The 25,706-nt window shown below is 64.9% G+C and carries 27 protein-coding genes and 1 pseudogene; 25 read left to right on the top strand and 3 right to left on the bottom strand.

The genetic code is table 11. The features are described 5' to 3' along the window. The first annotated feature begins 3 nt into the window (after window positions 1-3). From ACIA76_RS36450 to ACIA76_RS36435, 4 genes are all read left to right on the top strand, one after another. Window positions 4-975, top strand: coding sequence for a hypothetical protein (locus ACIA76_RS36450; RefSeq protein ID WP_397158793.1), 972 nt, complete (start codon window positions 4-6; stop codon window positions 973-975). A 149-nt stretch (window positions 976-1,124) separates the two neighbouring features. After that, window positions 1,125-1,571, top strand: coding sequence for a helix-turn-helix transcriptional regulator (locus tag ACIA76_RS36445; protein ID WP_397158791.1), 447 nt, complete (start codon window positions 1,125-1,127; stop codon window positions 1,569-1,571). Window positions 1,572-1,744: 173 nt separating this feature from the next. Next, window positions 1,745-3,124: a helix-turn-helix domain-containing protein gene (locus ACIA76_RS36440; RefSeq protein ID WP_397158789.1), complete on the top strand. Its 1,380-nt coding sequence runs from the start codon at window positions 1,745-1,747 to the stop codon at window positions 3,122-3,124. Window positions 3,125-3,139: 15 nt separating this feature from the next. Next, window positions 3,140-4,069: an NAD-dependent epimerase/dehydratase family protein gene (locus ACIA76_RS36435; RefSeq protein WP_397158788.1), complete on the top strand. Its 930-nt coding sequence runs from the start codon at window positions 3,140-3,142 to the stop codon at window positions 4,067-4,069. Here the strand turns inward: ACIA76_RS36435 and ACIA76_RS36430 are convergent. Next, window positions 4,066-4,752 (bottom strand): peptide deformylase, encoded by a 687-nt coding sequence (locus tag ACIA76_RS36430; RefSeq protein ID WP_397158786.1) that lies wholly within the window; start codon window positions 4,750-4,752, stop codon window positions 4,066-4,068. The two genes, ACIA76_RS36435 and ACIA76_RS36430, sit on opposite strands and share 4 nt — an antisense overlap. A gap of 175 nt (window positions 4,753-4,927) precedes the next feature. Here ACIA76_RS36430 and ACIA76_RS36425 point away from each other — a divergent pair, with 175 nt between their 5' ends. The 20 genes and pseudogenes from ACIA76_RS36425 to ACIA76_RS36330 all read left to right on the top strand — a co-directional run bounded on the left by ACIA76_RS36425 (window position 4,928) and on the right by ACIA76_RS36330 (window position 21,544). Beyond that, a complete protein-coding gene (locus ACIA76_RS36425; protein ID WP_397158784.1) occupies window positions 4,928-5,188 on the top strand; it encodes a hypothetical protein in 261 nt (86 codons plus the stop codon). Window positions 5,189-5,612: 424 nt separating this feature from the next. Further along, window positions 5,613-5,825: a helix-turn-helix domain-containing protein gene (locus ACIA76_RS36420; RefSeq protein WP_397158782.1), complete on the top strand. Its 213-nt coding sequence runs from the start codon at window positions 5,613-5,615 to the stop codon at window positions 5,823-5,825. A gap of 273 nt (window positions 5,826-6,098) precedes the next feature. Beyond that, a complete protein-coding gene (locus ACIA76_RS36415; protein ID WP_397158780.1) occupies window positions 6,099-6,587 on the top strand; it encodes a hypothetical protein in 489 nt (162 codons plus the stop codon). Further along, a pseudogene (locus ACIA76_RS36410) lies at window positions 6,524-6,859 on the top strand (WhiB family transcriptional regulator); the annotation flags it as partial. The gene ACIA76_RS36415 and the pseudogene ACIA76_RS36410, both read left to right, overlap by 64 nt. A gap of 59 nt (window positions 6,860-6,918) precedes the next feature. Beyond that, window positions 6,919-7,155 (top strand): hypothetical protein, encoded by a 237-nt coding sequence (locus ACIA76_RS36405; RefSeq protein WP_397158778.1) that lies wholly within the window; start codon window positions 6,919-6,921, stop codon window positions 7,153-7,155. Between the two features lie 288 nt (window positions 7,156-7,443). Continuing rightward, a complete protein-coding gene (locus tag ACIA76_RS36400) occupies window positions 7,444-7,815 on the top strand; it encodes a hypothetical protein (RefSeq protein WP_397158776.1) in 372 nt (123 codons plus the stop codon). A 346-nt stretch (window positions 7,816-8,161) separates the two neighbouring features. Beyond that, window positions 8,162-8,926 carry a hypothetical protein gene (locus ACIA76_RS36395; protein WP_397158775.1) on the top strand — a complete coding sequence of 255 codons (765 nt, stop codon included), beginning with the start codon at window positions 8,162-8,164 and terminating at the stop codon, window positions 8,924-8,926. A gap of 160 nt (window positions 8,927-9,086) precedes the next feature. Further along, the gene (locus ACIA76_RS36390) at window positions 9,087-9,842 is read left to right on the top strand and encodes a hypothetical protein (RefSeq protein ID WP_397158773.1); all 756 of its coding nucleotides are present in this window, start codon (window positions 9,087-9,089) and stop codon (window positions 9,840-9,842) included. Continuing rightward, entirely contained in the window at window positions 9,839-10,351 is a 513-nt protein-coding gene (locus tag ACIA76_RS36385) for a hypothetical protein (RefSeq protein WP_397158772.1), read from the top strand. Before ACIA76_RS36390 ends, ACIA76_RS36385 begins: the two co-directional genes overlap by 4 nt. A gap of 2 nt (window positions 10,352-10,353) precedes the next feature. Continuing rightward, the gene (locus ACIA76_RS36380) at window positions 10,354-10,743 is read left to right on the top strand and encodes a hypothetical protein (RefSeq protein WP_397158770.1); all 390 of its coding nucleotides are present in this window, start codon (window positions 10,354-10,356) and stop codon (window positions 10,741-10,743) included. Next, the gene (locus ACIA76_RS36375; protein WP_397158769.1) at window positions 10,740-11,717 is read left to right on the top strand and encodes a hypothetical protein; all 978 of its coding nucleotides are present in this window, start codon (window positions 10,740-10,742) and stop codon (window positions 11,715-11,717) included. The genes ACIA76_RS36380 and ACIA76_RS36375 overlap by 4 nt, the downstream gene beginning before the upstream one ends. After that, the gene (locus ACIA76_RS36370) at window positions 11,714-12,586 is read left to right on the top strand and encodes a DUF5131 family protein (RefSeq protein WP_397158767.1); all 873 of its coding nucleotides are present in this window, start codon (window positions 11,714-11,716) and stop codon (window positions 12,584-12,586) included. Before ACIA76_RS36375 ends, ACIA76_RS36370 begins: the two co-directional genes overlap by 4 nt. A 90-nt stretch (window positions 12,587-12,676) precedes the next feature. Beyond that, the gene (locus tag ACIA76_RS36365; protein ID WP_397158765.1) at window positions 12,677-13,063 is read left to right on the top strand and encodes a hypothetical protein; all 387 of its coding nucleotides are present in this window, start codon (window positions 12,677-12,679) and stop codon (window positions 13,061-13,063) included. Between the two features lie 375 nt (window positions 13,064-13,438). Next, window positions 13,439-14,536 (top strand): hypothetical protein, encoded by a 1,098-nt coding sequence (locus ACIA76_RS36360; protein ID WP_397158764.1) that lies wholly within the window; start codon window positions 13,439-13,441, stop codon window positions 14,534-14,536. A gap of 203 nt (window positions 14,537-14,739) precedes the next feature. Beyond that, on the top strand, window positions 14,740-15,513 hold the full coding sequence (locus tag ACIA76_RS36355; protein WP_397158762.1) for a hypothetical protein: 774 nt from the start codon (window positions 14,740-14,742) through the stop codon (window positions 15,511-15,513). Between the two features lie 50 nt (window positions 15,514-15,563). Beyond that, window positions 15,564-16,907, top strand: a complete 1,344-nt coding sequence (dnaB, locus tag ACIA76_RS36350) for a replicative DNA helicase (RefSeq protein ID WP_397158888.1) — start codon at window positions 15,564-15,566, stop codon at window positions 16,905-16,907. Window positions 16,908-17,038: 131 nt separating this feature from the next. After that, window positions 17,039-17,347 carry a hypothetical protein gene (locus tag ACIA76_RS36345; RefSeq protein ID WP_397158760.1) on the top strand — a complete coding sequence of 103 codons (309 nt, stop codon included), beginning with the start codon at window positions 17,039-17,041 and terminating at the stop codon, window positions 17,345-17,347. 13 nt (window positions 17,348-17,360) lie between these two features. Then, window positions 17,361-19,628 carry a hypothetical protein gene (locus tag ACIA76_RS36340; protein WP_397158758.1) on the top strand — a complete coding sequence of 756 codons (2,268 nt, stop codon included), beginning with the start codon at window positions 17,361-17,363 and terminating at the stop codon, window positions 19,626-19,628. A 95-nt stretch (window positions 19,629-19,723) separates the two neighbouring features. Continuing rightward, the gene (locus ACIA76_RS36335; RefSeq protein ID WP_397158756.1) at window positions 19,724-20,323 is read left to right on the top strand and encodes a hypothetical protein; all 600 of its coding nucleotides are present in this window, start codon (window positions 19,724-19,726) and stop codon (window positions 20,321-20,323) included. Window positions 20,324-20,590: 267 nt separating this feature from the next. Next, window positions 20,591-21,544 carry an IS481 family transposase gene (locus tag ACIA76_RS36330; protein ID WP_397158887.1) on the top strand — a complete coding sequence of 318 codons (954 nt, stop codon included), beginning with the start codon at window positions 20,591-20,593 and terminating at the stop codon, window positions 21,542-21,544. Between the two features lie 809 nt (window positions 21,545-22,353). Here ACIA76_RS36330 and ACIA76_RS36325 read toward each other — a convergent pair. Together ACIA76_RS36325 and ACIA76_RS36320 are read right to left on the bottom strand one after the other, a co-directional pair. Then, complete coding sequence (locus ACIA76_RS36325; protein ID WP_397158754.1) at window positions 22,354-22,821, bottom strand: DUF4279 domain-containing protein; 468 nt, start codon at window positions 22,819-22,821, stop codon at window positions 22,354-22,356. Between the two features lie 386 nt (window positions 22,822-23,207). Next, on the bottom strand, window positions 23,208-23,705 hold the full coding sequence (locus ACIA76_RS36320) for a GNAT family N-acetyltransferase (RefSeq protein WP_397158752.1): 498 nt from the start codon (window positions 23,703-23,705) through the stop codon (window positions 23,208-23,210). Window positions 23,706-24,666: 961 nt separating this feature from the next. Between ACIA76_RS36320 and ACIA76_RS36315 the strand changes: the two genes are divergently transcribed. Then, on the top strand, window positions 24,667-25,626 hold the full coding sequence (locus tag ACIA76_RS36315; protein ID WP_397158750.1) for a replication protein RepA: 960 nt from the start codon (window positions 24,667-24,669) through the stop codon (window positions 25,624-25,626). Window positions 25,627-25,706 lie beyond the last annotated feature (80 nt).

Here is a 25,706-nt window from a genome sequence, read left to right as displayed (position 1 = left end):
AGCATGGCCACTATCGACGGAGTCGGTGGTATCGACAACGTTCGCGGCGCTTTCAAGAAGCAACGGCGCCAGCGCACCGCCCCACCCCCCAGGCACCCGAAGAAGGACGCCGACCAAGCGCAGAACCCGGCGATCGAAGCGCCGGCAGCCGCACCGAGCGTCGCTGCCATCGAGCAGCCAATCCCGCAAAAGACCCCGCCGCCTGCGCCCGCCGGCACCGCGACTGTCGAACCGGCCGCAGGCCGGGCTCCGGTCAGCCCACCGTCGGCCCCGGAACCAGTCGAGGCGACAGGCGCAGCGGAAACCGCGACCGCACCTGACACCCCACCAGCCCCGGTTCCGCACCCGGAGCCCGTCACGGCGCGGACCGAGAACTCGCCGGCGGTCACCCCTGCGCCAGAGGCGCCGGAAAAGCCCGTTGAAACGACTCCTGCCGCAGCCAAAGCGAAACCGCGGGGTGCAGCAACCACACCACCAGCCCAGGGCAGCGGCGGGCTGCCTGCGCAGAAGCAGGCTTGGGTGATGCCGGAGGACTCGATCGAGCCGGACGACCCGACCGCGCTGTACGTGAAGCCGACCGTCGCCAAGATCCCGGTCCCGGTGATGCGGCGGTTCAACAACGCCCGCCGCGGCGCCGCCAGCCACACCGCGGTCGTCCTGGACGCCATGGCCGAGCACGCGCACGAGCTGGACCAGCTGATCCTGCGGCACCGGCCGGAAATCGCGGCCCGCTACACCCGTCAGCGCATGCCGCTGCGGCGTCTCACGATGGACAAGCAGACGAAGGACGACTTGCGGATCCGGCCGACGGAGGCCGAGTTGGGCTACCTGAAGGCCTTGGTGGACTCCATCAACGCCTGGCTGGAGGCGAACTGGCCGAAGATCAAGCCCACGGACCAGTCCGAGGTGCTGACCGTGCTGCTCGACGCCTACCTGCCTGCGCCCAAACCGAAGAAGGAGACCGCAGCCAGCTGACAACCCGGCGGGGCGCGTTGGTTCGCGCCCCGCTCCACCCGTCTCATGTGTTCGCCCAGCAGCAGTTGCCTGGCGCAGCCAGATATACGGCGGTTGGATACGTGCCGACCAAACAACGCGAACGTAAACCGGTCCGATAGCATCCGGATATGCCGAAGGGTCTGGACGACTACTCACCGGAGCGGATGCGGATCTTTCAGAAGCGGTCCGGGATCGGACTCGATCAGATCGCTGTCCGGTGCGGCGTCGTCATCGGCACGGCGCGGGGCTGGACGGCTGGCCGCCTCACACCGACCGAAACCAAGGCGGTGAAGCTGGCCGAAGCTCTCAAGGTGAACATCGCGGACCTCACCAATACCCCGCCAGACCAGCCGACCCTGCGGCAGATGCGGCAGTGGCGTGGATTGCGCGGTGAAGATGCCGCGGAGAAGGCCGGGATTGGGGTGACGCCGATCTACACCGCCGAGACATACATTTCCCTGATGCCCGAGCATGTACGCGCCGCCCTGGCGCGAGCATATGAGGTGTCCGAAGACGAGGTCGAGGCGGCGTGGCAGCGTGGCCGAGACCAACGCTACGGCGGCGATCTGCCCTAGATCCCGACTGTTCGGTACCGACACGTCGGTAAACGAAATCAACATACGCTCGCCAGTTTCCTCATAGCCTTATGTCGGCAGAAGAAGGCCGATCAGGCCAAAACATGCGTCTAGCCCACACCGGACGTTCTATTACCGCTCGGACAACCGCCGTGGGCTCCTAGGCTTGACGCATGTCATCGCCAGTCCACAACTCGCGCCTAGGCGATGTGATCAAGGCGTACATGAAGGCACATGGTCTGACCAAGCACGACGAGATGGCACGCGTCCTCGGCGTCGATCGCACCCTGGTATCGAGGTACATCAGCGGGGCCCGAACGTGCAGGGACGTCCTCCAGCTCCGTCGGTTTGCACAGGCCATGGATCTTCCGCCCGAGACCTTCGGGTTATTGGGTGCACCCGATGAGGCTCAGCAAGAGCTCGATGATGTGGTCACCGAGTGGCGTCTCGTGCGTCAGACGCTGAATCGAAATCGTCACATGTTGACCGCTGCAGCTGCACGCTTGTACTGGGATCCGATCCAGATCGAGGGCACAACCTGCATCTCACAGCCTGGGTGGATGGCTCCAACCCCAGTCGATCTGGACTCCATCTGCCTCGACTTCGACACCGAGGCAAAGGATCCCACTCTCAACGGTGCTGAAACAGCATCCGAACCGTACCGTCCCCCGCGCTCGAACGGGATGAGATACGGGCGATACAGCCAGGCCGTTCGTGCTATCGCTCAGCCTGCGCTGTTCGAGAACCGCACCTCGTATCGGTTGCTGGACGTCTCGTTCGAGGCGAATGGCGGGCGGATGTCGTACGGCCTGACCACCTACTTCGACATGGTCGACGTCTGCGAGGTCATCGCGCATGAGACCGCTGCGGCGTGGATTGCCAACGGTGGCGAGAAGCTCGAAATGAACGACCTACCGTTCAGGAGCCTCGTAGGCAATCTGTTCGACGCTTCGCGGCGCCCCATTCTCCCGAGCATCAACACCTTGACGGTCCGCAGGGCGCCCGACGGTGACACGTTCTTTCTTCATCGTCGCGGCTCGACGACTGTCACTCTCGCTGCCGGGCTCTCGCATATCGTCCCTGCCGGCGTCTTTCAGCCTGCCGCCATCGGGCATGCCAATGTCATGCGGGATTTCAGCCTGTGGCGCAACATGATTCGAGAGTTCTCCGAGGAGTTCCTGGACGCGCCCGAGCACGATGGCAGCAGTGGGACGCCCGTCGATTACGACATCAAGCCCTTCCGCACGCTCACGGAGGGGCGGCGCGACGGGAAGGTTCAGGCGTGGTGCTTCGGGATCGGAATGGATCCACTCGCCCCGGCTGGTGAGATTCTGACGACGGTTGTCATCGATTCCGAGATCTTCGACGCGGCCTTCGCGGGCATGGTGGAGAGAAACGCCGAGGGAGAGATTTACCCATCCGACGACGGGACCATAGGCATCAGGTGGACTCCGTCTAACGTTCGACGGGCCCTGAACCATGAGCCGCTCGCGGCAGCTGCAGCTGCCTGCATTGCTCTGACTTGGAAGTACAGAAGCGTGTTGCTGCCGTGATGGGATGATGGCGTTGTGCGTGTACTCGTTACCGGAGCAGGCGGCTATCTCGGCCGTGCTGTAGTCGAGGCCCTGCGGGCGGCTGGGCACGATCCGATCGCCATGGTGCATTCGTCGCAGTTGGCGATTCCCGGAGCGAGCGAGACTCGGACTGCCGACCTCCTGGATCAGACCGCCCTTCGACAGACTGTCGCTGACGTCGAAGCGGTGTGCCATCTCGCAGGTCTGACCCGAGCCCGGGAGTCGATCCAAGAGCCACTCAAGTACTTTCGCGTCAACACCAGCGGGACCATTGCGTTGCTCGAAGCTATGGCGGCGTCGGGGGTAGCTCGGCTCGTCTTTGCATCCACCGGCGCCATCTACGGCACGCCCGAACGCCAGCCGATGACCGAAGACCTTCCAGCCGCCCCGCCCCATCCCTATGCCAGCAGCAAATATGCTGCGGAGCTTGCCATCGAGGCTCAAGCGCAAACCGGCGAGATTGCGGGAACCGTCGTTCGGCTACTGAATGTCGCCGGCGGGGCCGATCCGGATCCAACACGTTTGGTTCCGAGGGCGATCACCGCTGCTCTGCGAAACGAGGCGCTGGAGGTCAACGGCGATGGCAGTGCCGTCCGAGACTACCTGCACATTGCCGACACTGCCGATGCCTTCGTAGCGTGCCTCGAGCATCTACCGCCCGTCGGCAGGACGCGGCGATACAACATCGGAAGCGGTCACGGGACAAGCATTCTCGAAGTAGTGGCCGCAGTTGAAAACGTGACCGGAAAACACGTACCGATTACGAGGAATCCGCCCGCTGCCGAACCATCCACGCTGGTCAGCGACCCATCACGAGCGATCGCCGAAATATCCTGGGCCCCAACACGTTCCGATATTCACACCATCGTCCGAGATGCGTGGAACGCAATGTCGGCGGACCCACGAGAAGCGCTGTCCAACTAAGACCCTGAGCTGGTCGGGCCATAGGTCCACGATTTTCCGGTGCCCCTGTACTCCTCGACGGAGATCGGCTCGATGCCAGGCCGCATCCGGTCCCGGTACAGATGCCCCTCAAGGTGGTCGACCTCGTGCGCGACAAGGCGCGCCGTTCCGCGCTCGAACACCGTGATGTGTTTGCGGCCGTCGAGGTCGGCGTATTCGACACCGATAGTCAGTGGGCGCGGTACCTTCCCTCGCACATCGAAAAAACTCAGGCACCCCTCGTATTGCTCGTCTTCGGTGGCACTGGCCTCCACGATCCGTGGGTTGAGCAGGGTAATTCGATCCCCGCGCGAGGTGCGCACTATCACGGCAGCACGGTCTATCCCGATCTGCGGCGCTGCGAGCCCCATACCTTTCGAGAAGATGTGGGCCTGCACCACTCGCTCCGCGGCTGAGTTCAGCCCAGCGACCACTCGACATGCGTCCCCCGCCTCGGTAGGCAGATCGAACGGCCTCGCAACCTGGCACAGCAGCGGATCACCTTCCTGCAGAATGCCTAAATCGGCCATCACCTGGCTCGGCGAAATCCCTCTGCTTTCCAAGCGCCCTCCTCCCAAAGGCTGGTTTTGCTTCGCGCCGGCGAGAGTATCCTCCCGATCAGTCTGAATCGTGTGTGGCTGCGACAAATTGCGCTGCACGAGCATGTAGGCCGCTTAGCCAGGTCTGCGCTGCGCTCAGGCGAGACACAGAAGAGACATTTTTGAGGCATAGCTGGAGCAGGTGAGACACTGAGGGAGACGAGGGGAGACCGGGTCAAGAAACATCCTTGGGTGGACAGGCTCGACCATCCACTTGAGGAGTGAAAACCCCTTGGCTAGCATGCGTTCTCCGGCAAAGATCCGCGCGCCCTTGCCTCTCCTCTGGCCGACGGTTCTCCTGCTGCCGGTGGATCCGGTGCTCGTGCTGGTCGGATTCGCGGGTGTGCTGCTGATCGTGATCGCCGGATGTATGGCCGCGGCGATCAGCGACCCTCGTTTCGCACCTTCTCCAAACATCTGCCGCAGCGCTGAGGTTGAGTACCGAACTGGCTGTGTGCCTCGTATGGAGCAGGTGGCCACGGTTGGCGGTGAGGGCCGATGAGCAGGGCACCATCGAGACGGCCGAGCAGTACGGTGTGACAAATTGTCACGCTCAGACTGCTCGCTTTCCCTCAGCCTTAAGTACATGGCGCTCGCACCCGAAACCATTCGGCCGCAACACCGCCTCCCGATGAGGCACCGCTCCCAGCATCTATCCGAGTGTCCCGCCGGGCGATCGTCCGGGTCTAGCACCGTTCCTGAACCACGCGACACCTGGTCGAATTTGTCCATCCGGAACGTTTGGCAAACAGGTCGTTTCGTTTGGATCAGGAGGAACGCCGTGCAACGGTTGTCGAAGCTCGATCAGAACATGGCCGCTTACCCGTCGTATCGGCTGCCACCGCCTCGGGCGCGCAACACACAGACGGCGAGAATCGTTGAGGGTTCCACTAGTCGTAGGAACCCACCTCCTACGATCGACATTCATGAGCACCTCGAAACCGGATCCGAACGCGCCGTACTGGACCCGGGACGACGTCGCGGCCTACCTCGGATGGAGTCCGCAGACGGTGAGCTCCTACCTCAATGCCAAACGTCTTCCGGCACCGTCCGACCGGGTCGGCAAGTCCCCGATATGGCTGCCCCGCGTGATCATCGCGTGGGACCAGGGCGGACGGCCCAAGCAGACGGACGCCTGAACTTCCCCCTGGACAACGTAGGAGGTGAGCTCCTACACTCAAGTTCCATAGGAGCTCACCTCCTACGGCTCGGCCCCAGCAAACGACGCGAGGAGGGCTGCTACTTCAGCATCGGTTCCTGAATACGGTGCTCTGATCGAACTCAAAATGCCTGTGACAGCGGGCGAGTCGATCTCCAGAAATTAGTGAACCCGGCGGTGACAGCCGCCGGGCCCCAAGGCTCACGGACGGTGACAGCCGTCGGCGAGCAGTCGCTGAATTGGAGTGTCAGCAATGTCTATCGTATCCGCATCCCCGCGTGCGGGGAACAAGGCGCTCGTCACGCTTCCTCGCCCAACTGCCCGGGTTCGCCTCAACGACCAGGGGTGGACCGGCGATCTGGGTGAGCATGCCGAGTTCGAGGAAGTCGTCGCCTGGGCTGGCCGCGGCACCGTCTACTCGCCGTGGCACAACGACCCGGTCGACGCCGATGACGCGGAAGCGTTCGCGTCGTGCCTGCTCGTCGCCTGCAGCGTGGCCGGGATGCCCGAGCAGGCCGGTATGGATTCGGCCGCGGCTGTCACGATCCCGCTGCCCAAACCGGATCCCACTGACTCGGAATCCCACGAGCCGGGCTACACCTACTTCGGTCGCGTCGCGGCCCGCGGCGGCGACCCGATGCTGCTGGTGGACGGCGAGTTCATCGGTGTCCGTGAGGCCTGGTCCGGAGCTCTGAAGCTCATCGCGGCCGGCCGTATCGCCCGCCGGGGGTGCGCGGCATGAGCGGCGTACTGATCTCCGCGCAAGCCCTGTTCGCTTTCCTCGACCGCTCGGAGCGAGACGAGCAGTGGCAGGACCGGGCGCTGTGTGCCCAGACGGATCCCGACGCTTTCTTCCCGGAAAAAGGGGGGTCCACCCGTGAGGCGAAGCGGATCTGTATGGGCTGCGAAGTGCGCGATGAGTGCCTGGAATATGCCCTTGATCGCGACGAACGGTTCGGCATCTGGGGCGGATTGACCGAGAAGCAACGGCGACAACTGAAGCGCGATCTCGTTGCCCGTGCCCACCTGGGTGGCTCCACCGCGACTGCCGCAATTTCGAAGGCGGACGCGGCATGAGCGCCTCCTTGAGCTCCGCCCGGCCTCAGCCGACGCCCGCTCCGGAGGTCGGGCGGATTTCCAACTGGGTGACCGCCAGGTCGCCGCTCGGCGTCTTTGTGTCCCATGAACCGGAGCCCGAGACGGTCATCGCCGAACCGCTGCTGCCGCATACCTGGCACCAGGCGCTGACCGAGATGCTGGTGATCTGCCTGGTGATCGGGTTCTTCTGGCTGTGCTGGGGAGGTGCCTGACATGGCTACCACCGAACCCGTCCGAACCTCCTGCACCACAACCGGATCCGGCGCCTCTGCGATCCGTCCGTGCTTCGTCGGCTCGCCCGGCCAACGTCACCACTCATGTCCCGGCGGATGCAAGCAGCCGATCCCTAACCAGTACTTCTCGTGCGGCGCTCACTGGCGGCAGCTGCCGCCGCGTTTGCAGCGCGCGATCCTCGACACGGCCGCTCAACCACTGGGGGATCTAGCCCGGCTTCAGGCATGGGTTGAGGGCACGCAGTACCTCATGTCCGGGGGTGCTCGATGACCGCGCGCGCACCCCGTCCGAGGGTCTGGCCGGTGCGCCCCGACGGATCGCTGGACCAGGCGATAGCGGACCGTGTCGACGAGGCCGCCGAGAAGTTCATCGACATCGTCCACGGTGAGGGCGATCAACACGACATCGCCCGGCTGATCGACGGGATGGGTCGCTCTCATTTGGTGGGTCTGGCCATTTCCATCGCCAGCCAGGTGCCGCCGCGAATCCCTCTCCCCGCCACCACCGTTCGTTCTCGAGCTGGGGAACGCCGCGCCGTGCTCGACACCCGCGCGGCCTTCGTCCGTGGCGTCTTGGCTGGCCGACGTCGGCCCGAACCCGTCCACGACTCGCACCCGGCAATCAGGAGGGCCGGATGACGCGGAATGCCCATTGGCTGAACCACTCCGACGACGAGTGCGGAGATTTCGCGCCTCGGCCACCTCGGTTTCGCGGTGCCCCGGATTCGACGCGGTCGTTCCAGCCGTGCGAGAAATGCCAGCACCGCGGCTATCCGACGCGCAGTCACGCTAAGGCTGCCCGCCGCGTGCACCGCGGCACCCGCAAGGGCCTGGCGATCTGGCGGTGCCCGCACAACGACCAGCTCTGGCACATCGGGCACCGGCCGCAGGCCCTCAACCGAGGTGACATCGATCGACAGCAGCTGGCCGAATCCATGCGCACTCGTCGTGCGCGTCGACGCACGGCATCGAAGGGGCGAGCGGCATGATCGACCGCGCTCGGATCCTGCAGACGCTCGCCCTCGGCGGCCCGCTCGCTGTCGCGACCGGATATCCCTTGCACCTTGTGGTCGACGTGATCGTGACCACGCTGGTGTTCGTCGTCCTGGCGGCGACCATGTCGATCATCCTGGCGGTCCGCGATGTGGCTGGCCGCGCACGGCGACGGCGCGCGCGGTTCGACCAACTTGCGTTGTGGCGCACCGGTGTTGCGGTGATGGGGCGGGTGGACCGGCAGCTCGGAGAGTTCGAGATGCCCGACACCGTCGACGGGATCCTCGACTCGTTGTTCGGGCGGCCTCTCCTCGGCGACAACCGGGAGCCCGACACCGCCCGCTTCTACGCCGCATACCGCGCCGCGCACGCGCTGTGGTCGGATACCGCGCCGACGGATACGACGGCGATTCAGGCCTTCGTCGACGCTGCCCGCGACGCTGAACAGATGTGGCGGCGCGCCGACGACAACGCACGCGACAAGGCCCAGAAGGGCACCGTGGGCGAGGGCCACCACCTCAGCCACGCCGAATACCGGGCGCTGCGTGGGGCGCGCGCGATGCTCGCGCTGGCGTTGGACCCCGACACCGAACCAGCGGAAGCGCATCTCGCCGAGCGGAAGGCCCGCGCCATCCTCGAGGAATTGGTGCAGATCCCCGGAAGACTCGATCTTCACCTGACCGAGGCGATCACCGCGGCCCATCTCCACGTCCCACACGTACCGAAACCCAGTGCAGCGGAAGGAGATCGGCCGTGAGGACCGCTCACACCTGTGGTTACGGCGCAACGAACAACCACCGCGGTGACCGCGCCGCCCCCTCCTGCGGCCTATGCAACGAGTTCGCGCGAACGGAGGTGGCGACCTGACGAGAACTGCTGTCTCGCAACATCCTTCCGCCGTTCAAAGGAGTACTCCGATGACGCTCGTCTCCGTTTCTGTCCCGCTCAAAGATCACGACCCGGCCACCATCGTGGCCGAGCAGGTCAGCGAACATTTCGCTGTCGCACCGTCGTTGACGATCCGGACCGGCGGCTCGGTCGGGTTGACCGACTGCGGCCGCAACCTGGTCCACCTCCCTACCGGTTACGTCGTCACCCACGCCAGCTGGGCCGACATGCGCCGGTTCGCCATCGAACTGGAAGCGCTGCCGATCGACTGGGCCCAGGTCACGCCCACTTCGATCACCGCCGAGCAGGTCGCCCTCGTGTGCGACGCGTTCAAACGCGCTACCACCCCCGGTGATCCAGAGAGCTGGCCCTGGCCGGAATGGGCTGGGGACGAGAGCCAGCCGACGCTGTCTGTCCTCGCCTCGCACCTGGATCATGCTCTCGATTTCGAGCAGCGGCGCGCGACCATCACCGCGTTGGAAGAGCGCGCGGCCGCGCTCGATCCCGCGTTCAGCAAGGAGTTCCACGGCCCTCTGTGGCATCTGCTGGTCGCGGCGCATGTGGACGGCTACGGGGTGGCGTACTTGCTGGCCGTGCTGCACCGAATCGCTCCCGACGCTGCCGATCGCGCCGCCCGCGACCTGGTCGGAGCGTGGGAGGCAGGAGATTCGCTGGGGGAGTGGGAGTACGAGTGGCGCCGGGAACTCGCAGAGGGCCAGCCCCTGACACTGCACGGTTTCCCGGACCTTCCCGCCGCCAACGACGTGCGCGGTGATGCGGCATGAACCGCCCCGCCGAGGACGCGGCCCGCATCGCCAGCGGCTGGATGTCGTGTGCTGTCGCCGCCGATGGTGTCATTCAGGCGTACCAACCACCCGTGCTGGTCGACGAACAGATCGTAGACGAGGTGCTGGCCGAACGTGCCCGCCAGGACGCCCGGTGGGGTCAGCAAGACCACCCCGACGGCACCGGTACCGCATGGGAGAACGACTGGTGCGGCGGGTTGGGTGGCCAAAGCCCTGGCGGCGCCCTGGGGTACGCCGATCTGATGCGGGCCTGCTGCCAGGCTGCCGCCGACGCGGGTCAAGTGACCTTCCGCCACATCCTCCTCGAGGAGGTGGCCGAGGCCTTCGCCGAAACGGCACCCCTCCGGCTACGAGCCGAACTCCTCCAGGTGGCTGCCGTGGCCGTGGAGTGGATCGGTGCGATCGACCGCCGCATCCAGGCCGCGGGTACAGCCGTTTCCCAGCCTATCGTCACCGTCGAGTTGCCGAGTCCTACCGAGGAGGTGTAGCCATGTCGCACAACGCTTTTCGCACCGAGTCGTCCGCACCGAGCGGCACGACCGACATCGACCAGCGGCATGAGGCGTCGAACGGGCACGGCTCGGCTGCGCTGGCGAATGTCGATCCCGAGCGCGCGGTGGAGGTCGAGTTTTCCGCCGGCCTCGAGTCCGGCAGCGCCGGTGACAATCGGGCTCGCCCTCGAACGTTCCGCGCGTTACCCGTTACAGCGGTGGACTGGCTGGCAAACCATCTCGGTCCGCTGCTCGCCGGCAGCATCGACGTGACGATCCGCCAGGACGGTACGCCCGAACCTGTGCTGACCCTCCACGGTCCGAAGGGACATGTCCTCGACGAGCTGGCCGAATGGCTGGCCACCGTGCGGCAGGGGGCCATCGAATGACCGCGCCCACCGTGCGGCCGCCGTGGCTGCAGCCGGGGTCGTTCTGCGGCATCGGCTCCACGCCGAACCCCGCCCTGCTCGCGGACCCCGACATCGCGCCGGTAGCGGCGGAACTGTCCGCGAGTGATTGGGCCACCGCCCGGGAAATCTGCACTGGCCTCGACGGCCTGCAATGTCCGGACACGCATATCTTGCCGACCGAGCTTCGGCTGCGCACATGGGAATCCGCCTGGGTCGCATACGATTTGCTCGCCACACCGCGCGTGCGTCGCACTGCGTCCGACCACGCCGCGACGGTGCCCGCGGAAGGCGCTGTCTTGCCGGTGACGGATTCGTTCGGCCGAAGGTGGCGGCTCTGCTGGCGGCACGAGTCGACGCGCTACACGTTGCTCACTGCTGTCGCCGAAGACAACGCCCAGGCGATGCCCGTGCGAGCGCTGCCCCGAGCATGGTTTCCGCTTCGCGTCGACGCGCCGCGCACCACGACGATGGCCGAAACCGAGCCGACAACCGAGGAACTGGCCGCCGGCTGGAATGCGTGGGTGTGCCCGCCGTGGTGCCAACTTCCCGCCGGGCACAGCGACTGGCGGCACACGGAAACCGGCATGGTCCGGACTCATCGAGCGGCGTATCCGCTCACCTCGAACGGCCGAACCGTGACGCTGGTGCTCACTGTCCCCGAATACGCCGACGATCGCGGCATCACCTGGGGCGAGCGCGATATCCAGCTGGCGGACACCGTGACGGCCAGCATCGAGGAGACCGCTCTCATCCACTCGTTGACCCGGCACCTCGGTGCGGTCCTGCGCGTGGCTGCCCTGCCTCTTCCGGGGCGGCTCCGCACGGTCGGCGACCTCCATCTCATGACGATCCCTGCGGAATTGGGCACGCCGACCGGCGTCGCCGCCTACCACTTTCAGCAATCGCGGGCGCGCACCGTGCTCGCCGACCGGCACGGGAGAACAGGCCGATGAGCACGACGATCGAATGGACGGGGTTCAGTTGGAATCCGTCGACTGGCTGTGACCGGATTTCGCCCGAATGTGATCACTGCTATGCGCTGACGATGGCCAAGAGGTTGAAGGTCATGGGAGCCACGAAATATCAGAACGACGGCGACCCGCGGACCAGTGGGCCAGGGTTCGGGGTCACGATGCATCCGGATGTCGTGCTGGAGCCGGTTCTGAAGTGGTCGCGGACGCCTCGAATGGTGTTCGTGGACAGCATGTCCGACGTCTTCCATGCGCGAATTTCGGTTTCCTTCCTTGGCCGGATCTTCGCAACGATGGCCCTCACGCCGCAGCACACGTATCAAGTGTTGACGAAACGGCCGAACAGGATGCATGACCTGCTGACCGACGGACGGGTGCAGACGGCGATGCAGGAAGCGCTGCTCGACATCGTCCGGAATGGACCGAGCCTTCCCGCCTGGAACACCAAGTTGTTGTTCCTGCGGGCCGAGCACTGCCCATGGCCACTTCCAAACGTATGGCTGGGGCCTTCGATCGGCGTGGACGAATACTGTTGGCGCGCCGACGAGTTGCGCCAGACCCCAGCCGCTGTTCGGTTCCTGTCCTGCGAACCGCTGCTGGGTCCGCTGCCCAGCCTGGATCTGACCGATATCGACTGGGTGATCATCGGCGGCGAGTCCGGACGCGGTTTCCGGCCCCTGGATTTGGACTGGGTGCGCGATATCCGTGACCGGTGCCAGGCTCAGACTATCGCCCTATTTTTCAAGCAGGTCGGAGGCATCCGCCCGAAGACCGGCGGCCGGTTCCTGGACGGCCGGACATGGGACGAGTACCCACCCACCAATCACCCTGCCGGAACGGTGATGGCGTGAACACGAGCGCCGGGCGCACCTGCCCAATCGCGCCGCCGCCAACCTGATTCCCGCCACGCATACCCAATCCGAAAACCGCTGGAGACAGGAATGAGCAACGCCATGGACTACCCGTTCGTCGCGACCGTGCACCGTCCCGGACTGCCGGACGTGCATCTCGGATTTACGTTTCGGCATCAGGCCACGCATGCGTCCTGGTCCCTCACCGACTGCTTGTACAACACCGAGCACGTTGAGGGGACCACGATCGCCTGGTCGCCAACACCTGATGGCGTGTCCGCGCTTCCTCCGTTGCCGACCGATTCTTTCGCGCTCGCCGAGTTGATCGCGCAGGAAGACGACGACCTGCCGACGGGACATGCCTTTCCCGACCTGTTCTCACGGTTGAAGGCGCAGGAGGGCCACGAGACGGCGACAACGATCTGGCGCAACGCCTGCTATTGGCTGGACCACACCGGGCCGGAGAGGACTGAGTGATGCCCTCCCATTCCACCGTGCGAGCTACGAATTCTCCACTGCGCCAACTGGGTTTGCCAGATCCAGGAGGTGATGCAGCACTGCGCTGAGGCGCCGAACCCCACCTAACCGAATACTCGCAGCGACATAGAGACGCGTGAAACCCCTTCGGCATAAAGGGATTTCACATCGACCGGACGTACCCGGCCCTAATCGCCGCTGCCTCCTCAAGCGCAGGGACTGCCGCAAGCGGCAGATCCCCCAGGAGTTCCAAACCGAAGGAGACTGCAAATGGGCAGATCTCAGGGTATCGCACACCCTCGACACGCTTCTACATCCACGCCGAAAGCGCGGCCGCGGATCACCTTTTCCGACGCCACCGCCGTCCGTGCTCGCGTGCTGGACGCCGCGGGCCCGCTCGGCCTCACCGGCGCCCGCGATCACGTCCTGGCTGCCGTGCTGCGGCTGCTGTGCGGGTGGTCCCGCATCCGCGACGACCAGGTCCGCATCCAGCAGATCAGCGACGTGATCGCGGAACACGCTGGCACGCAACTCGACCCGAAGACGATCGGTCGCGCCCTGCGCGATCTGAACCGCGCAGAACTGATCATCTACCTCCCGGCGCGCGGCCGCGGCCGTTGCGCGACGATCGCGATCCACGCCCGGTTCCTCGACGGGATCGGCGAGCTCGCCCGCGACACCGCCGGCCGCGTGATCACCTTTTCGCGCCGCCGTCCTTATATCCCCAAAGGGGTTAATAACCCCCCTACCCCCCGAATTCGCACCGACACCAGCGGCCGACCGGCGGGGGTGGAGATCATCCCCAACGACGTCCGCCGTGTCCTGGCCCGGATCCCTGCCGTGTATCGGCACCTGCCCAGCCGTGTGCGCTGGTGCCTGGGCCGCGAGATCCGCCGCTACCTCAGCCGCGGATGGACCACGGACCAGGTGATCGCCATCCTCGCCGCCCCCATGCCCGGCACCGTAGCCCGACCGCTGCTGCTGGCCCGATGGCGCCTGGCCCACAACATGATCGGCACCGGGCCGCTGCTCACACCGGTGCAACGGGCCTGGGACGACGCACAGACCGCGGCGCAACGCACGGCCACCGCCGACGAACAGCATCGCCGTATCGACCAGTTGCGGTCGGTCACAACCGAATCGGTTCGCGGCCGCATGCTCGTCGCACTGCGGGCGCGTCTGCCGCACCGCGACGGGCCGCACGCCGACGAAACCCGGGCACTCGTCCACGCCGCCCGCATGGCGTCGCGGGAACACCCCGACCACGACCTCGCCGCCGCAATCGACCGCTGGCTGGCCCATCACCTGCCAAAACCAACCTCCCCCGACCAATCTGCCACGGCACCGGAACACGGCGACTGCGTGGCATGCGGCGGCACCGGCGGCGTCGTCCGGGAGGAGCTGCCCCTGCGGTCGCTCGTCTGCGACGCCTGCTGGAGCGCAGACCAAGACCTGGCATCTGCAGCCGCCTGAACAGCGAAAGGAACCCGCATGTCCCACACCGGTTTTACCTCTTCCTCAACCTCCGACGACGCGCTGCTCGCCGCCGACGACCCGGCCGCCGGCGAGGGAAGGAGAGAATGATGTGCCAGCAACCGCACCCGACTGCGAAAAAGGCTGTGCTGCACTGTGATTGCACCCATTGCGGCCAGTGCTACCGCCGCAACCGGGACCGGTTGATCATCCTGCAGCAATGGCGGCCAGACCGCACCGACCCGGCCGCGACACAACAACATCTGCAGCTGTTGAGCGCGACGATGAGCGCAACGCAGATTGCGCAGATCGCCCACCTCGATCGGACCACGGTGTCGCGGCTGCCGTCGGCAGTCTTTGTCAGCCGCCGGGTCGCCGCGGCCATCCAGTCGATCCCGATCCCGCTTTCCGGCGCCGAAATCGCCGCGGACAACACCCGGGTACCGATCCTCGGAGCCACCCGCCGCATCCAGTCCCTGATCGCGTTCGGCCACACTCCCTGCTATCTGCGCCGACGACTGCGAGTCTCCTGCGCCACCATGCGCCAGCTGACCAGTCGCCCCGTCCGCAACAGCAGAAATCGAGGCGCACACATCAGCGTCGCCCTCCACCGGCGCGTCCACACGCTGTGGTCCGAGTTGCAGATGCAGCCCGGCCAGTCGACAACAGCCCGCCAGACCGCCGCCCGCCACCGGTGGGCCCTGCCGTTCATGTGGGACGAGGCCGACCTCGACGACCCCACCGCCAAGCCCATCCCATGCCGCCGCACTCGCACCACCAATTTCCGGGACCGCCGCGACGAACGCATCCACCAGGTCGTCGCCGCCACCGAACGGGGCGAGGGCAGCGCCGAAATCGCCGCCCGGCTCGGCACCACCGAACGCACCGTCTGCCGCGTTCGAGCCGAAGCCCGCCACCGCGGGCTCCTCGGCCCGGTCACCAGCCAGATGACCGAGGCTGCACGGGAGGTCGCCTGATGACCTCGGTCGCCCGCCACAATCGTCTGCCCCACACCAGCCCCGCCGAGATGGCTTCGGCCGCCGACGATTTCGGGCGACAACCGCCCTACGGGGAGGCCGCCGAACAGTCTGTGCTCGGCGGCGTGCTGCTGAGCAAGGACGCCATCACCGATGTCGTCGAGGTGCTGCGACCCGACGACTTCTACCGCCCCGCCCACCAGATGATCTACGCCGTCGTTCTCGAATTGTACGGGCGCGGCGAGCCCGCCGACGCCGTCACTGTCGCTACCGAGCTGGCCCGCCGCGGCGAACTCAAACGTGTCGGCGACGCCCCGTATCTGATCACGCTGACCCAGGTCGTCCCTACCGCGGCCAATGCCTCCTACTACGCGGAAATCGTTGCGGAGAAGGCGATTCTGCGCCGTCTGGTAGAGGCCGGCACGCGCATCGTCCAGTACGGCTACGCGGGCGCCGAGGGCCAGGACGTGGCCGAGGTGGTCGACCGGGCCCAGGCGGAGATCTACGAGGTGACCGAGCACCACTCCAGCGACGACGTCGTCCCGCTACAAGAACTACTGCAGCCGACACTCGATGAGCTGGATGCCATCGCCGGGCACGGTGGACTGCCCGCCGGAGTGCTCACCGGATTCGCCGAACTCGACGATCTCACCAACGGGTTTCATCCCGGCCAGATGATCGTCATCGCAGCACGCCCCGGATCCGGCAAGTCGACCCTGGCCATGGACGTGATGCGCCACGCCTCGATCAAGCACAGCATGGCCAGCGTCATCTTCTCCCTTGAAATGAGCCGCTCCGAGATCACTATGCGCCTGCTTTCCGCCGAGACCGGTGTGAAACTGGCCGACATGCGAACCGGCCGGATGCGCGATGACGACTGGACCAAGCTGGCACGGCGGATGAGTGAGATCAGCGAGGCACCACTGTTCGTAGACGACTCACCGAACATGACCATAATGGAGATCCGCGCGAAGGCACGACGTCTCAAGCAGCGCCACGACCTGCGGCTGATCATCATCGACTACCTGCAGCTGATGACCTCGGGTAAGAAGGTCGAATCCCGGCAGCAGGAGGTGTCGGAGTTCTCCCGCATGCTCAAGCTGCTGGCCAAGGAGCTGGAAGTGCCCCTCATCGCAGTCAGCCAGCTCAACCGCGGTCCCGAACAGCGCGTCGACAAGCGGCCCATGGTCGCTGACCTGCGCGAAAGCGGATCGATCGAACAGGACGCCGACATGGTCATCTTGCTCCATCGGCCCGACGCATTCGACCGCGACGACCCACGCCAGGGGGAAGCCGACCTCATCATCGGCAAACACCGCAACGGCCCGACCGGCACCATCACCGTCGCCCACCAACTGCACTACAGCCGATTCACCGACCTCGCTCGCGGGTGACCGCTGACTGAAACCGTACGGCTGCCGCAGCGAGTAATGAAGGCAAGCGCCTTGGGTGTCGGGAACGTTGTCCAGCTTCTACGGCCACGGAGTCTGTTGTACTGTTCTGCGCGTGAGAGCGGGGGTGGCCCATGGGTGGCGATAAGGTGCAGGTCTCTCCCGATGATCTGCGGACGGCCTCACGAGCAATTGCGGTCCTGCAGGAGCAGGTAGATCCGGATCGCATCGGGTCGATGTGGTCGGATCAGGAACTGCCGGGCTCGGCGGTCGCCGCCGCGTTGGCGCAGGTGGACACCGCGGTGGTGAAGGCGACGCAGGTGATGGGGTACCGCTACGTCGAGATGGGCAACGTGTTGAATACGTGCGCTGACGCCTATCACGACAGCGATCTCGACGCTGCCAAACGTTTGTCGGCCATGGGTGACCTGAACCCGGAATAGCAAGGAAAGTGCAGTGGCACCGACACGCTCACAGGTAGACCATTGGGACACGACCCGGCTCGGCAATGTCGGCAAGGTCGTCGCCGGTAACGTCGTCAACATCGACAACGCCGCCGATTCGATGCTGCGGACCATCACCGGGATGCATTGGTCCGGTGAGGCCTATAACGCCGCGTGTGACCGCGCCGATCGCGAGGACCGGCAGATGCGCAAAGTCGGCTCCGCCTTCGACCGGCTGGCCACGGCATGCACGCAGGGCGCGGCAGCGATGGGGCCGATCATCGACAGCCTGAAGTCGGCGACGAGGGGGCTGGAGAGCGATCATTTCCAGGTCGGTGACGACTGGACGGTCACCGATAAGCTCACCACGACCGACAAGTCGCTGCAGCAGCGGCGAGCTGAAGAAGCCACGAACGAAACCGTGCGGTTGCAGAAATTGGCTGGTGATCTGGGCGCCGCCGATCAGCAGTGCGCCCAAGCGGCCGGCGACGCGCTCAAGGACATCGGACTGCTCACCCCGGCCCTGGCGGGGCTGACTGGATCGACGGCCCAGTCCGATGTCGACGATCTCAGGACCGGGCATCCCACGCAGGCCGAACTCGATCGCATCCATGCCGCCACCCAATTGACGGACCAGCAGAAACGCGACCTTGCCGAGGGCAGACCGGTCGATATGCCACAAGGCCAGTACGACTATCTGCGCGGGTTGATGCGCGCGATGGACGGGTCGAGCGTGGACGACATCAGCAAGCTCGCCAGCGCCCTGCCCGCGGATCGGCAGGGTGACCTGGCCAACGCGATGCAGTTGATCTCCAATCCGCAGGTGCAGACCGCGAGTGTGCTGCATCCGGGTGACGCGCCCTCGGTGATCGATCGCGGAGGCCTGGGACAGTTGCCCACCAACGTTCGCACCCTGCTCACCGACAACCCCGTGACGTGGTCGAAGGAGCTCATCACGCAAGGCGGAGTGGTGCCGCCGGTTCAGTCGGTGCCGCGCGCGAGCGACTTCAAATCGGTGACCAGCCTGCTCGGTCACGGCGATCCCGGTCTTGCCCAAGGCTCGGATCTGGATCGCGGGTTGATCAAACAGGCGTCGGAGATCGCCGGTGCGACACCGGGCAAGGATCCTGTGGTCGACGTGAACCACAACGACATGAACGCACTGGCCAGCGACATGCTCGACCGAGCGAGCACCGACCACGTCGCCGTCACCGACGCTTTGACCGGCAACAACATGGATGTCACCTGCGGCGGCAACCACTACGACCCGACCAGCCACATCGACGGCCTGCTCAACCACCGCTGGGACGGCCACGACCAGGGTATCGCGAAACTGATCGACTCGATCGGGCAGAACGCCACCTCCTCGGACGGCAACCTCAATGTCCCGTCCGGGCGCGCCGCGTACGCACTGTCCCAGTACATGGGCAGCCATCAGGATCAACTGCTGCACCTGCCCGGCAGGGACTTCGAAGACGCGCCATCGATCGGCGCCAACGATCCGAACATGACCCAGGCCCTGCAACGGACCCTCGGGCATTACATTCCCAACATGGTCGGCGTCCCGGACTCGATGGTGCAATCACACGGCTTCGGTGATGCGGCGGGCACCAATCACCTCGGCGCCCAGGACGTCAAAGCCATCTTCAAGGAAATAGACAGCAACCACGAGGCGGCCGTGCAGTTCAACGGCAGCGCCTACTCCACCATCACCCAGCTCGACTACCAGTTCGGCCACGACGGGGGCGCTCATCCGGAACTGGGGGAGTACGCGTCGCGGATCGACTGGGCCGCCCAGCACGCCATGTACGACCCGTCCGCCGGTGACGGTGATCCCCAGTTGCAGACCAAGAAGGACTTCTTCGACAGCCTCAAACCGCTGGTGAAACTGGGCGTCGGTGAGATCCCCGTCGTGGGCTCGTTCCTCAACACCGGCATCGACGTCACCTCACCCGAGGTGAAGACGTGGCTGCTCGGCTCCGTGCCCGACGCGGGAGCCTCGGTCGACATCCACGGCCAGGGCAACTCCCCCCACCGCTACTACGACATCTTCCACGGCATGTCGGATTCGCCGCAGTTCCCGAACCTCCGCCACGACCCGAACCTCGGCCAGTACTACCGTCCCGACGGCAGTGTCATGTCGTTCGACGACATCGTCCGCGGTACCGGCGGCACCCCCCAATTCAACGCCGACATGGACAAGAGCGCGGGGACACCGCTGCAGATCTACCAGAACGGCTGGAACCGCGGACAGGACGCCCAGAACTGGATCCGGAAGTGAACGCCTCGACACACAGCCCCGGTCCGGCCGGCAACGACAGCGCCAGTGAACACAAGCGCGGTTGGCGATGGCACCGGATGGGTGCCTTCGTAACCGTGGCGGCGGCGCTCGGACTGATCCCGGCATGTTCGTCGAATACCGATCACCCGAACCAGCCGGGGCACAACGAAATGTCTTTCCGGTGGGTGGCCGGCCCCGGCGCCGACCTGTCCAGTTCCGATGCCACCTTCGTCCGAGCCTTCATCGAGTCCCAAACCCGCTACATGGCCTCCGGGGACAACAGTTCGCTGTACCCCGGGTTCACCGAAGCCAACAGCGCGGTCAAATTGAGTACCGTCACCACCGCATGGCGACGCACACAGCTCATGGGACTGGCCGAGATCACAACCCTGCCGGACGGCACCGGCCGCGCCACGGTCTGCGAATGGTGGAACAAACCATCCTCGCCCGGCTTCGCCTACCTCTACTACACCCGGCAGGGATCATTCCCCTTACCTGACCAACGAGGACCCTCGGTTCGACCGAATCGCAACGTATTCGGTCACTGGACCGCCACCAAAGAGAACAACACCGTGGAACTCGGCGACGACTATCAAAAAGTCGCGACCGCCTGCCAAGCTCTCACACCACCCATCGGCGATTTCCCATCATCGGACGCAACCGTGCAGCCCCCCGTCCCCGGATGGCCCAGCTGACAACCCTCGCCACATGGCACTCGGCTGCCTGGATCGAGCCGGAAGCCCAGCCGTAACACGCCAGGACGAGACGGGCCGGTCTCGGCTGGTGTTCTGTCTGCCGAACCACGTTCGCCGCGTGGATGATCGAGGCCGGGCGACGCCGATCACCGACTGCCAGCCAGGAAACCACGAACATCTGCGATCGATGTCAACTATAAAACTGACGGAGATGCTTGACACTCGGATCCCCTGAGCCCTAAGGAGATTCGGGTGAGTGAGCCTGTTCTGGACCGCGAGGTGCGTCGGCGCCTGGCGGTCCTTCGTCATGTCGAGGAAGTCAGCGGCAACGTCGCGATGACCTGCCGGTACTTCTGTATCAGCCGCCCCACCTACTACACGTGGCTGCGCCGCTACGAAACCGAGGGCGTCGACGGACTCAGAGAACGATCCAAGCGCCCGCGAACCAGCCCGAACGCCACGCGCGCCGAGGTCGTGGAGAAGATCATCCATCTGCGGCAGAACTACCACTTCGGGCCCGAGAAGATCCGGATGTACCTCAAGCGCTACCACGACATCGACATCAGCAAGTCCGGTGTCTGGCGCATCCTCAATCGCCTCGACATGGGCAGACTGCCTGCCTCGCAACGGTATAAGCGTCATGACCGCCGGTGGAAGCGTTACGAGAAGCAACGCCCCGGCCACCATGTCCAGATCGACGTCAAGTTCGTCGAGGCCCTGCCCGGGAAGACCGGTGGCACCGCGATCGCGCCCAAACCGATCGGCCGGCGCGGGAAGTTCTACCAGTTCACTGCCATCGACGACTGCACCCGCCTGCGGATCCTGAAGATCTACCCACGCAACAACCAGAAGACCGCGATCCAGTTCCTCGACTACGTGCTCGCCCAGCTGCCCTTCGCCGTCGAGACCATCCAGACCGACAACGGCGCCGAGTTCCAGTCGGGGTTCCACTGGCACGTGCTCGACAAGGGCATCAACCACGTCTACATCAAGCCGCGGACCCCGCGGCTGAACGGCAAGGTGGAGCGCTCCCACCGCATCGACGCCGAGGAGTTCTACCGGCTGCTCGACGGCGTCGTCATCGACGACGTGAACATCTTCAACGCGAAACTCAAAGAGTGGCAAGACTATTACAACTACCACCGACCACACGGCGGACTCGACGGCCAGACGCCATATGAGAGACTTCAGCAGAAGACACAATCCGGGAGCCGGGTGTAGTCGATCTTCGTCAGCGGCACAGCCGACAATCGAGAACGAGACCGCAACGAGCGCGTGCAGCGCTGCGTGAGACCGATCATCGAACTGGGGGAGTCGCGCCGCCGACGAACAGCCGTCGCAGCGCCAACGATGTCACGGTAAATGCGAGAGCCTGTGCACAGAGCGATGCGGTGGAGATTCCGGTTTGCTTGCGGCCGACCCGAATTGCACCGAATTCGAGTCATCCACAGCTCCCGGCAGCCTACTACAGGATTTCTTAAACAGGAAAGAACTACAGGGGGGTCGGCGATTCGCCCCGTGACCTGGGCAAACAATGAGGCTCGGTCGGCAAGATATGCGTAAAGGTCGGTAAGATATGCGTAGCGACCTGGGGTTTTACGGTTCGAACGGTCGGCAAAATATGCGTGGATAACTCCACCTAATCGCCAAGTTATCCACAGGCCCGCGACGGCTTATTGTTCGGTCGGCAAAATATGCGTAACCCGTATTTCAGCCACCGCACACCGACCCACGATCACCACTGGTCGGCAAGATATGCGTGACCTGACCTGCGTGGTCGGCAAGATATGCGCCGACCCGAGGCCTGGTCGGCAAGATATGCGTGCCACCCGGTCGCACGGTCGGCAAGATATGCGCGAGAAGACATCGTGAGGTCGGCAAGATATGCGCACCGACTGTGTCCGGTCGGCACGTTATGCGTAAGGAGTTGTCCCATCTCAATGAAGTCGGCCAAGTCTCGATCGATCTGGCCAACCCGACCAGGCATCGGGCCAGCGTCCCAGTGGATCTACCGAATCCGCAGATCGCGACTACCGGTCGTCTTCATCATCACTTGAGTCATACTCGTCGACGTCGAGCTCAGCTCGCGTCGACACCAGAAAGTCCAGCATCGACAGCGAAAGGTGCCACCCCAGCGGTCGAGGCCAGTCCTGCGCCTGATCCCAGGCAGTGCCATCGGGCGCGACCTCGATGCCGTCTGGATCACCGAAATGGCGCACAACCTGCATCGCGGGGCTGACATCGTCGTCGGCACACAGCGAGACCAGCTCGGCGCGAATCGGCTCCAACCGATCCATCAGATGCTGAATCTGGTCGTCGACGCTCTCGCCGCTGCGGCAGACGATCTTCCACGTATGACACCGCGGAAGGACACGTTCACGGGACCGACTGCCCATCACGAGCACCTCGTCCGGCTGCATCCCTAGCTGCGCAGTCATGTCCGCAGCCGACAACGAGGTGCTCCTCACCGAGAAATAGCAGTACTGCCTGATCTTCACACCGCAGATCCCACCACACCCGAGACTGGGCCAGCGACCCCATTTACTGCCCACAGGACGATCGGAACAGTCCTGCGCAGCCTTCTGCGCTGGCCAGAAAAACTTGAGCCCCAAAGGAGTTCGTCGTCTCAATCAATCGGGGCGATCCGCAGGCTCCAGCCCCTGGGACTGGCCAGATTCACTGAGACAGGAGCGCCCGGCCGAGGTGCGGCTCCGGTACGGGCTGCTGGCCCCTATCCTGTGACAGTGAACCGTGCTCTGTGCCAATGAATCTTGCTCGTGCCGCCGGTTCTGCCACTAACAGTTTGCTCGTGGTCGACGGGCCGTGGTGCCGAGAGGGCAACCGCACCAATGCCTGGCTTGTCTACACGGATACTGGCCTGCTTCTACCCGGCAGCGATGAGGTCCACCCACGCTGTGACAGCGTCGCCTTCGTGGACGAGGTCGACACCCATTGCCGAGAGCAGTCGTTGACTAGCCGTGTTGTCGGGCTTCGTGCCCAAGAACAATGAATCGAATCCGAGGCCGCGTGCGAGGGTCAGTAGGTGGCTGAGCACCGCGCCGCCAACGCCGCTACCGCGGTAGGAACGTCCGATCCACACCCCCGCTTCGACCGCATGCTCCGCACCCTCCAGTGGGCACAGCCGGGCAGCCCCCACCACGGCGTCCCCCACGACGATGGCATAGGTGCTCTCCACCGGCTCCGCTGAGAGAGACCTCGACTGATGGAACCGCGAGAACGCCGCCCGCCGCTCGTCGGTCCATCCAGCAGGCCCGGCAACGGGGGGCATCACCTCATGGGGGTCCGCATCGACCACGGCCACATCCAGCAGATCTTGAAGCAGACCCTCATCGAGCTGCCGCAGGGTGACATCAGAGCGCATGCCCGCATCCTGCCACCGCGACCGCGCCATTCCCCAGCGGTTTTCCGGAACGGCACTGAACCACCGTCACGGACATAGTCTATGAATCACCGCAGTTCAGAGCCGCTATCAGAGCCCTTGTGGTTCGTAAAGCCGACGAACTCCATTAATCTCAACGCCCGCGAAACGAGCAAGATCCAATGGCGAAATCGCCCGCCCGGAGCTCTCCAGCAACATTGACCTAGCACGCGGATCGCCAGTTAAATTCCTCGCCGCAGGTCAGGGCACCCGCCTCAAGGACGACCCACTGTCACAGGACAGCCCCGGATATCTCGGTCGGCAAGTTATGCGTAGACCGCGATGGTCGGCAAGATATGCGTAGCCGAACCCGGCGAGCCGGTTCGGCCGCCCGCGCACCCGGTTCCCGACCACCGGTCGGCAAGTTATGCGTGACCTGACCTGCGTGGTCGGCAAGATATGCGTGGACCCGGCATTGCCGGTGCCACCGAGTCCAGTACGGCGGTGGACATCGAACCTGTCGACGAGCCGCTGCCCCGCGTCGATGACCGATGGTGATACTCCCCATACGCGGACCGCGAACAATGCTGCCACCTGGAGCAACAACGCCCACCACGTCCACGAAGTGGTGAAACGACCCGTCGCGCACCCCCGAAAGGCGACTCGGCACCCATGAGCGTGCCGTGAGGTTTCCGGCATGAACGGACTGGACCCCCGCCTACAGTCCGTCGGCTCAGGCCCCGCTGGTCGGCAAGTTATGCGTGGGCTCCATCTGGGCAGATCGGCGTACGAAGCCCGGCGGCAGCCCGCTGGTCGGCAAGTTATGCGAAACTCGGCCATTTCGGTCGGCAAGTTATGCGCTGCGTGTCCGGTCCGGTCGGCAAGATATGCGTGTGACGGCCCCGAACCGCAGCGTGACGGCCTGCGATGGCGCATTGGCGACACGCCCGGGGTGGCTCGATCGATGCTGCGCGGCGATCGTGCAATGCTAGCGGGCATGTCGTCGTCTCGAGATCTGGAGCTGGCTCGCGCTGCAGCCGAACTCTGGACGGCGGACAGTCAGGAGATCGGTTATCTCGCGAAGTTGTTTTCGCAGACATCCCTGCCCTACAAGGACCCGGGTGACGACGCCCCCGTCTGGTTCCGCAAGAACGGGGCGTTGACCCTGACCGTGCAGCCCGGGGTGGCGGTCGACACCAAGGGCAAGGCCCGCAGTCTCGGATACCCGTACGGAACCGTTCCCCGGCTGTTGCTGACCTGGTTGTCGACCGAGGCAGTGCGCACCAAGGATCCCGAACTCATGCTCGGCGCCTCGCTGACCGAGTTCATGCAAAAGATCGACATGACTCCGACCGGCGGCAGCAACGGCACGATCACCCGCTTGAAACGGCAGATGGAGCGGCTGTTCCAGGCCACGCTGTCCGTGCGGGTCGATGACGGTGACCCCGACCATCAGGCCGGCGCCAAGCTGTCGGTCGCCTCCGCCTATGACCTGTGGTGGACGAAGGGGTTCGACGACCAGCCGAGTTTGATGCCCTCGACCGTGCGATTGTCCTACGAGTTCTTCGAAGAAGTGACCAGCCGCCCCGTCCCCATGGACTTAGGTGCGCTGCGCGCGTTGCGGCAATCCCCGATGCGCCTGGACATCTACGCATGGCTCACCCACCGCATGAGCTACCTGGAGCGGCCCACCACCGTCTCCTGGGAACTGCTCCGCGGCCAATTCGGCAGCAATCTGGCCGACACCAAGCAAGGCAAGCAACAGTTCAAACGCGACTTCATCCGCAACCTGCAAGCCGTTTTGTTGGTCTACCGCGACGCCAACGTCGAGATCACCGACACAGGAATCATGTTGAAACCCAGTCTCACTCACGTGCGGTTCAAGGGCCTTCGCGCGATCGAACGCGGATCCTCCAACAGCTGATCCCGATCGTTACACCGGAGATTTCCTGTCCTCGAAAGATTTGGCCCTCCAGCGGCAATGCCTCCGGCTGAGCACAGGCC

Source organism: Nocardia sp. NPDC051570 (assembly GCF_044454005.1).
GTDB lineage: Bacteria > Actinomycetota > Actinomycetes > Mycobacteriales > Mycobacteriaceae > Nocardia.
Note: the sequence above shows the minus strand (reverse complement) of the source record. Positions and strands in the feature narration are given on the sequence as shown.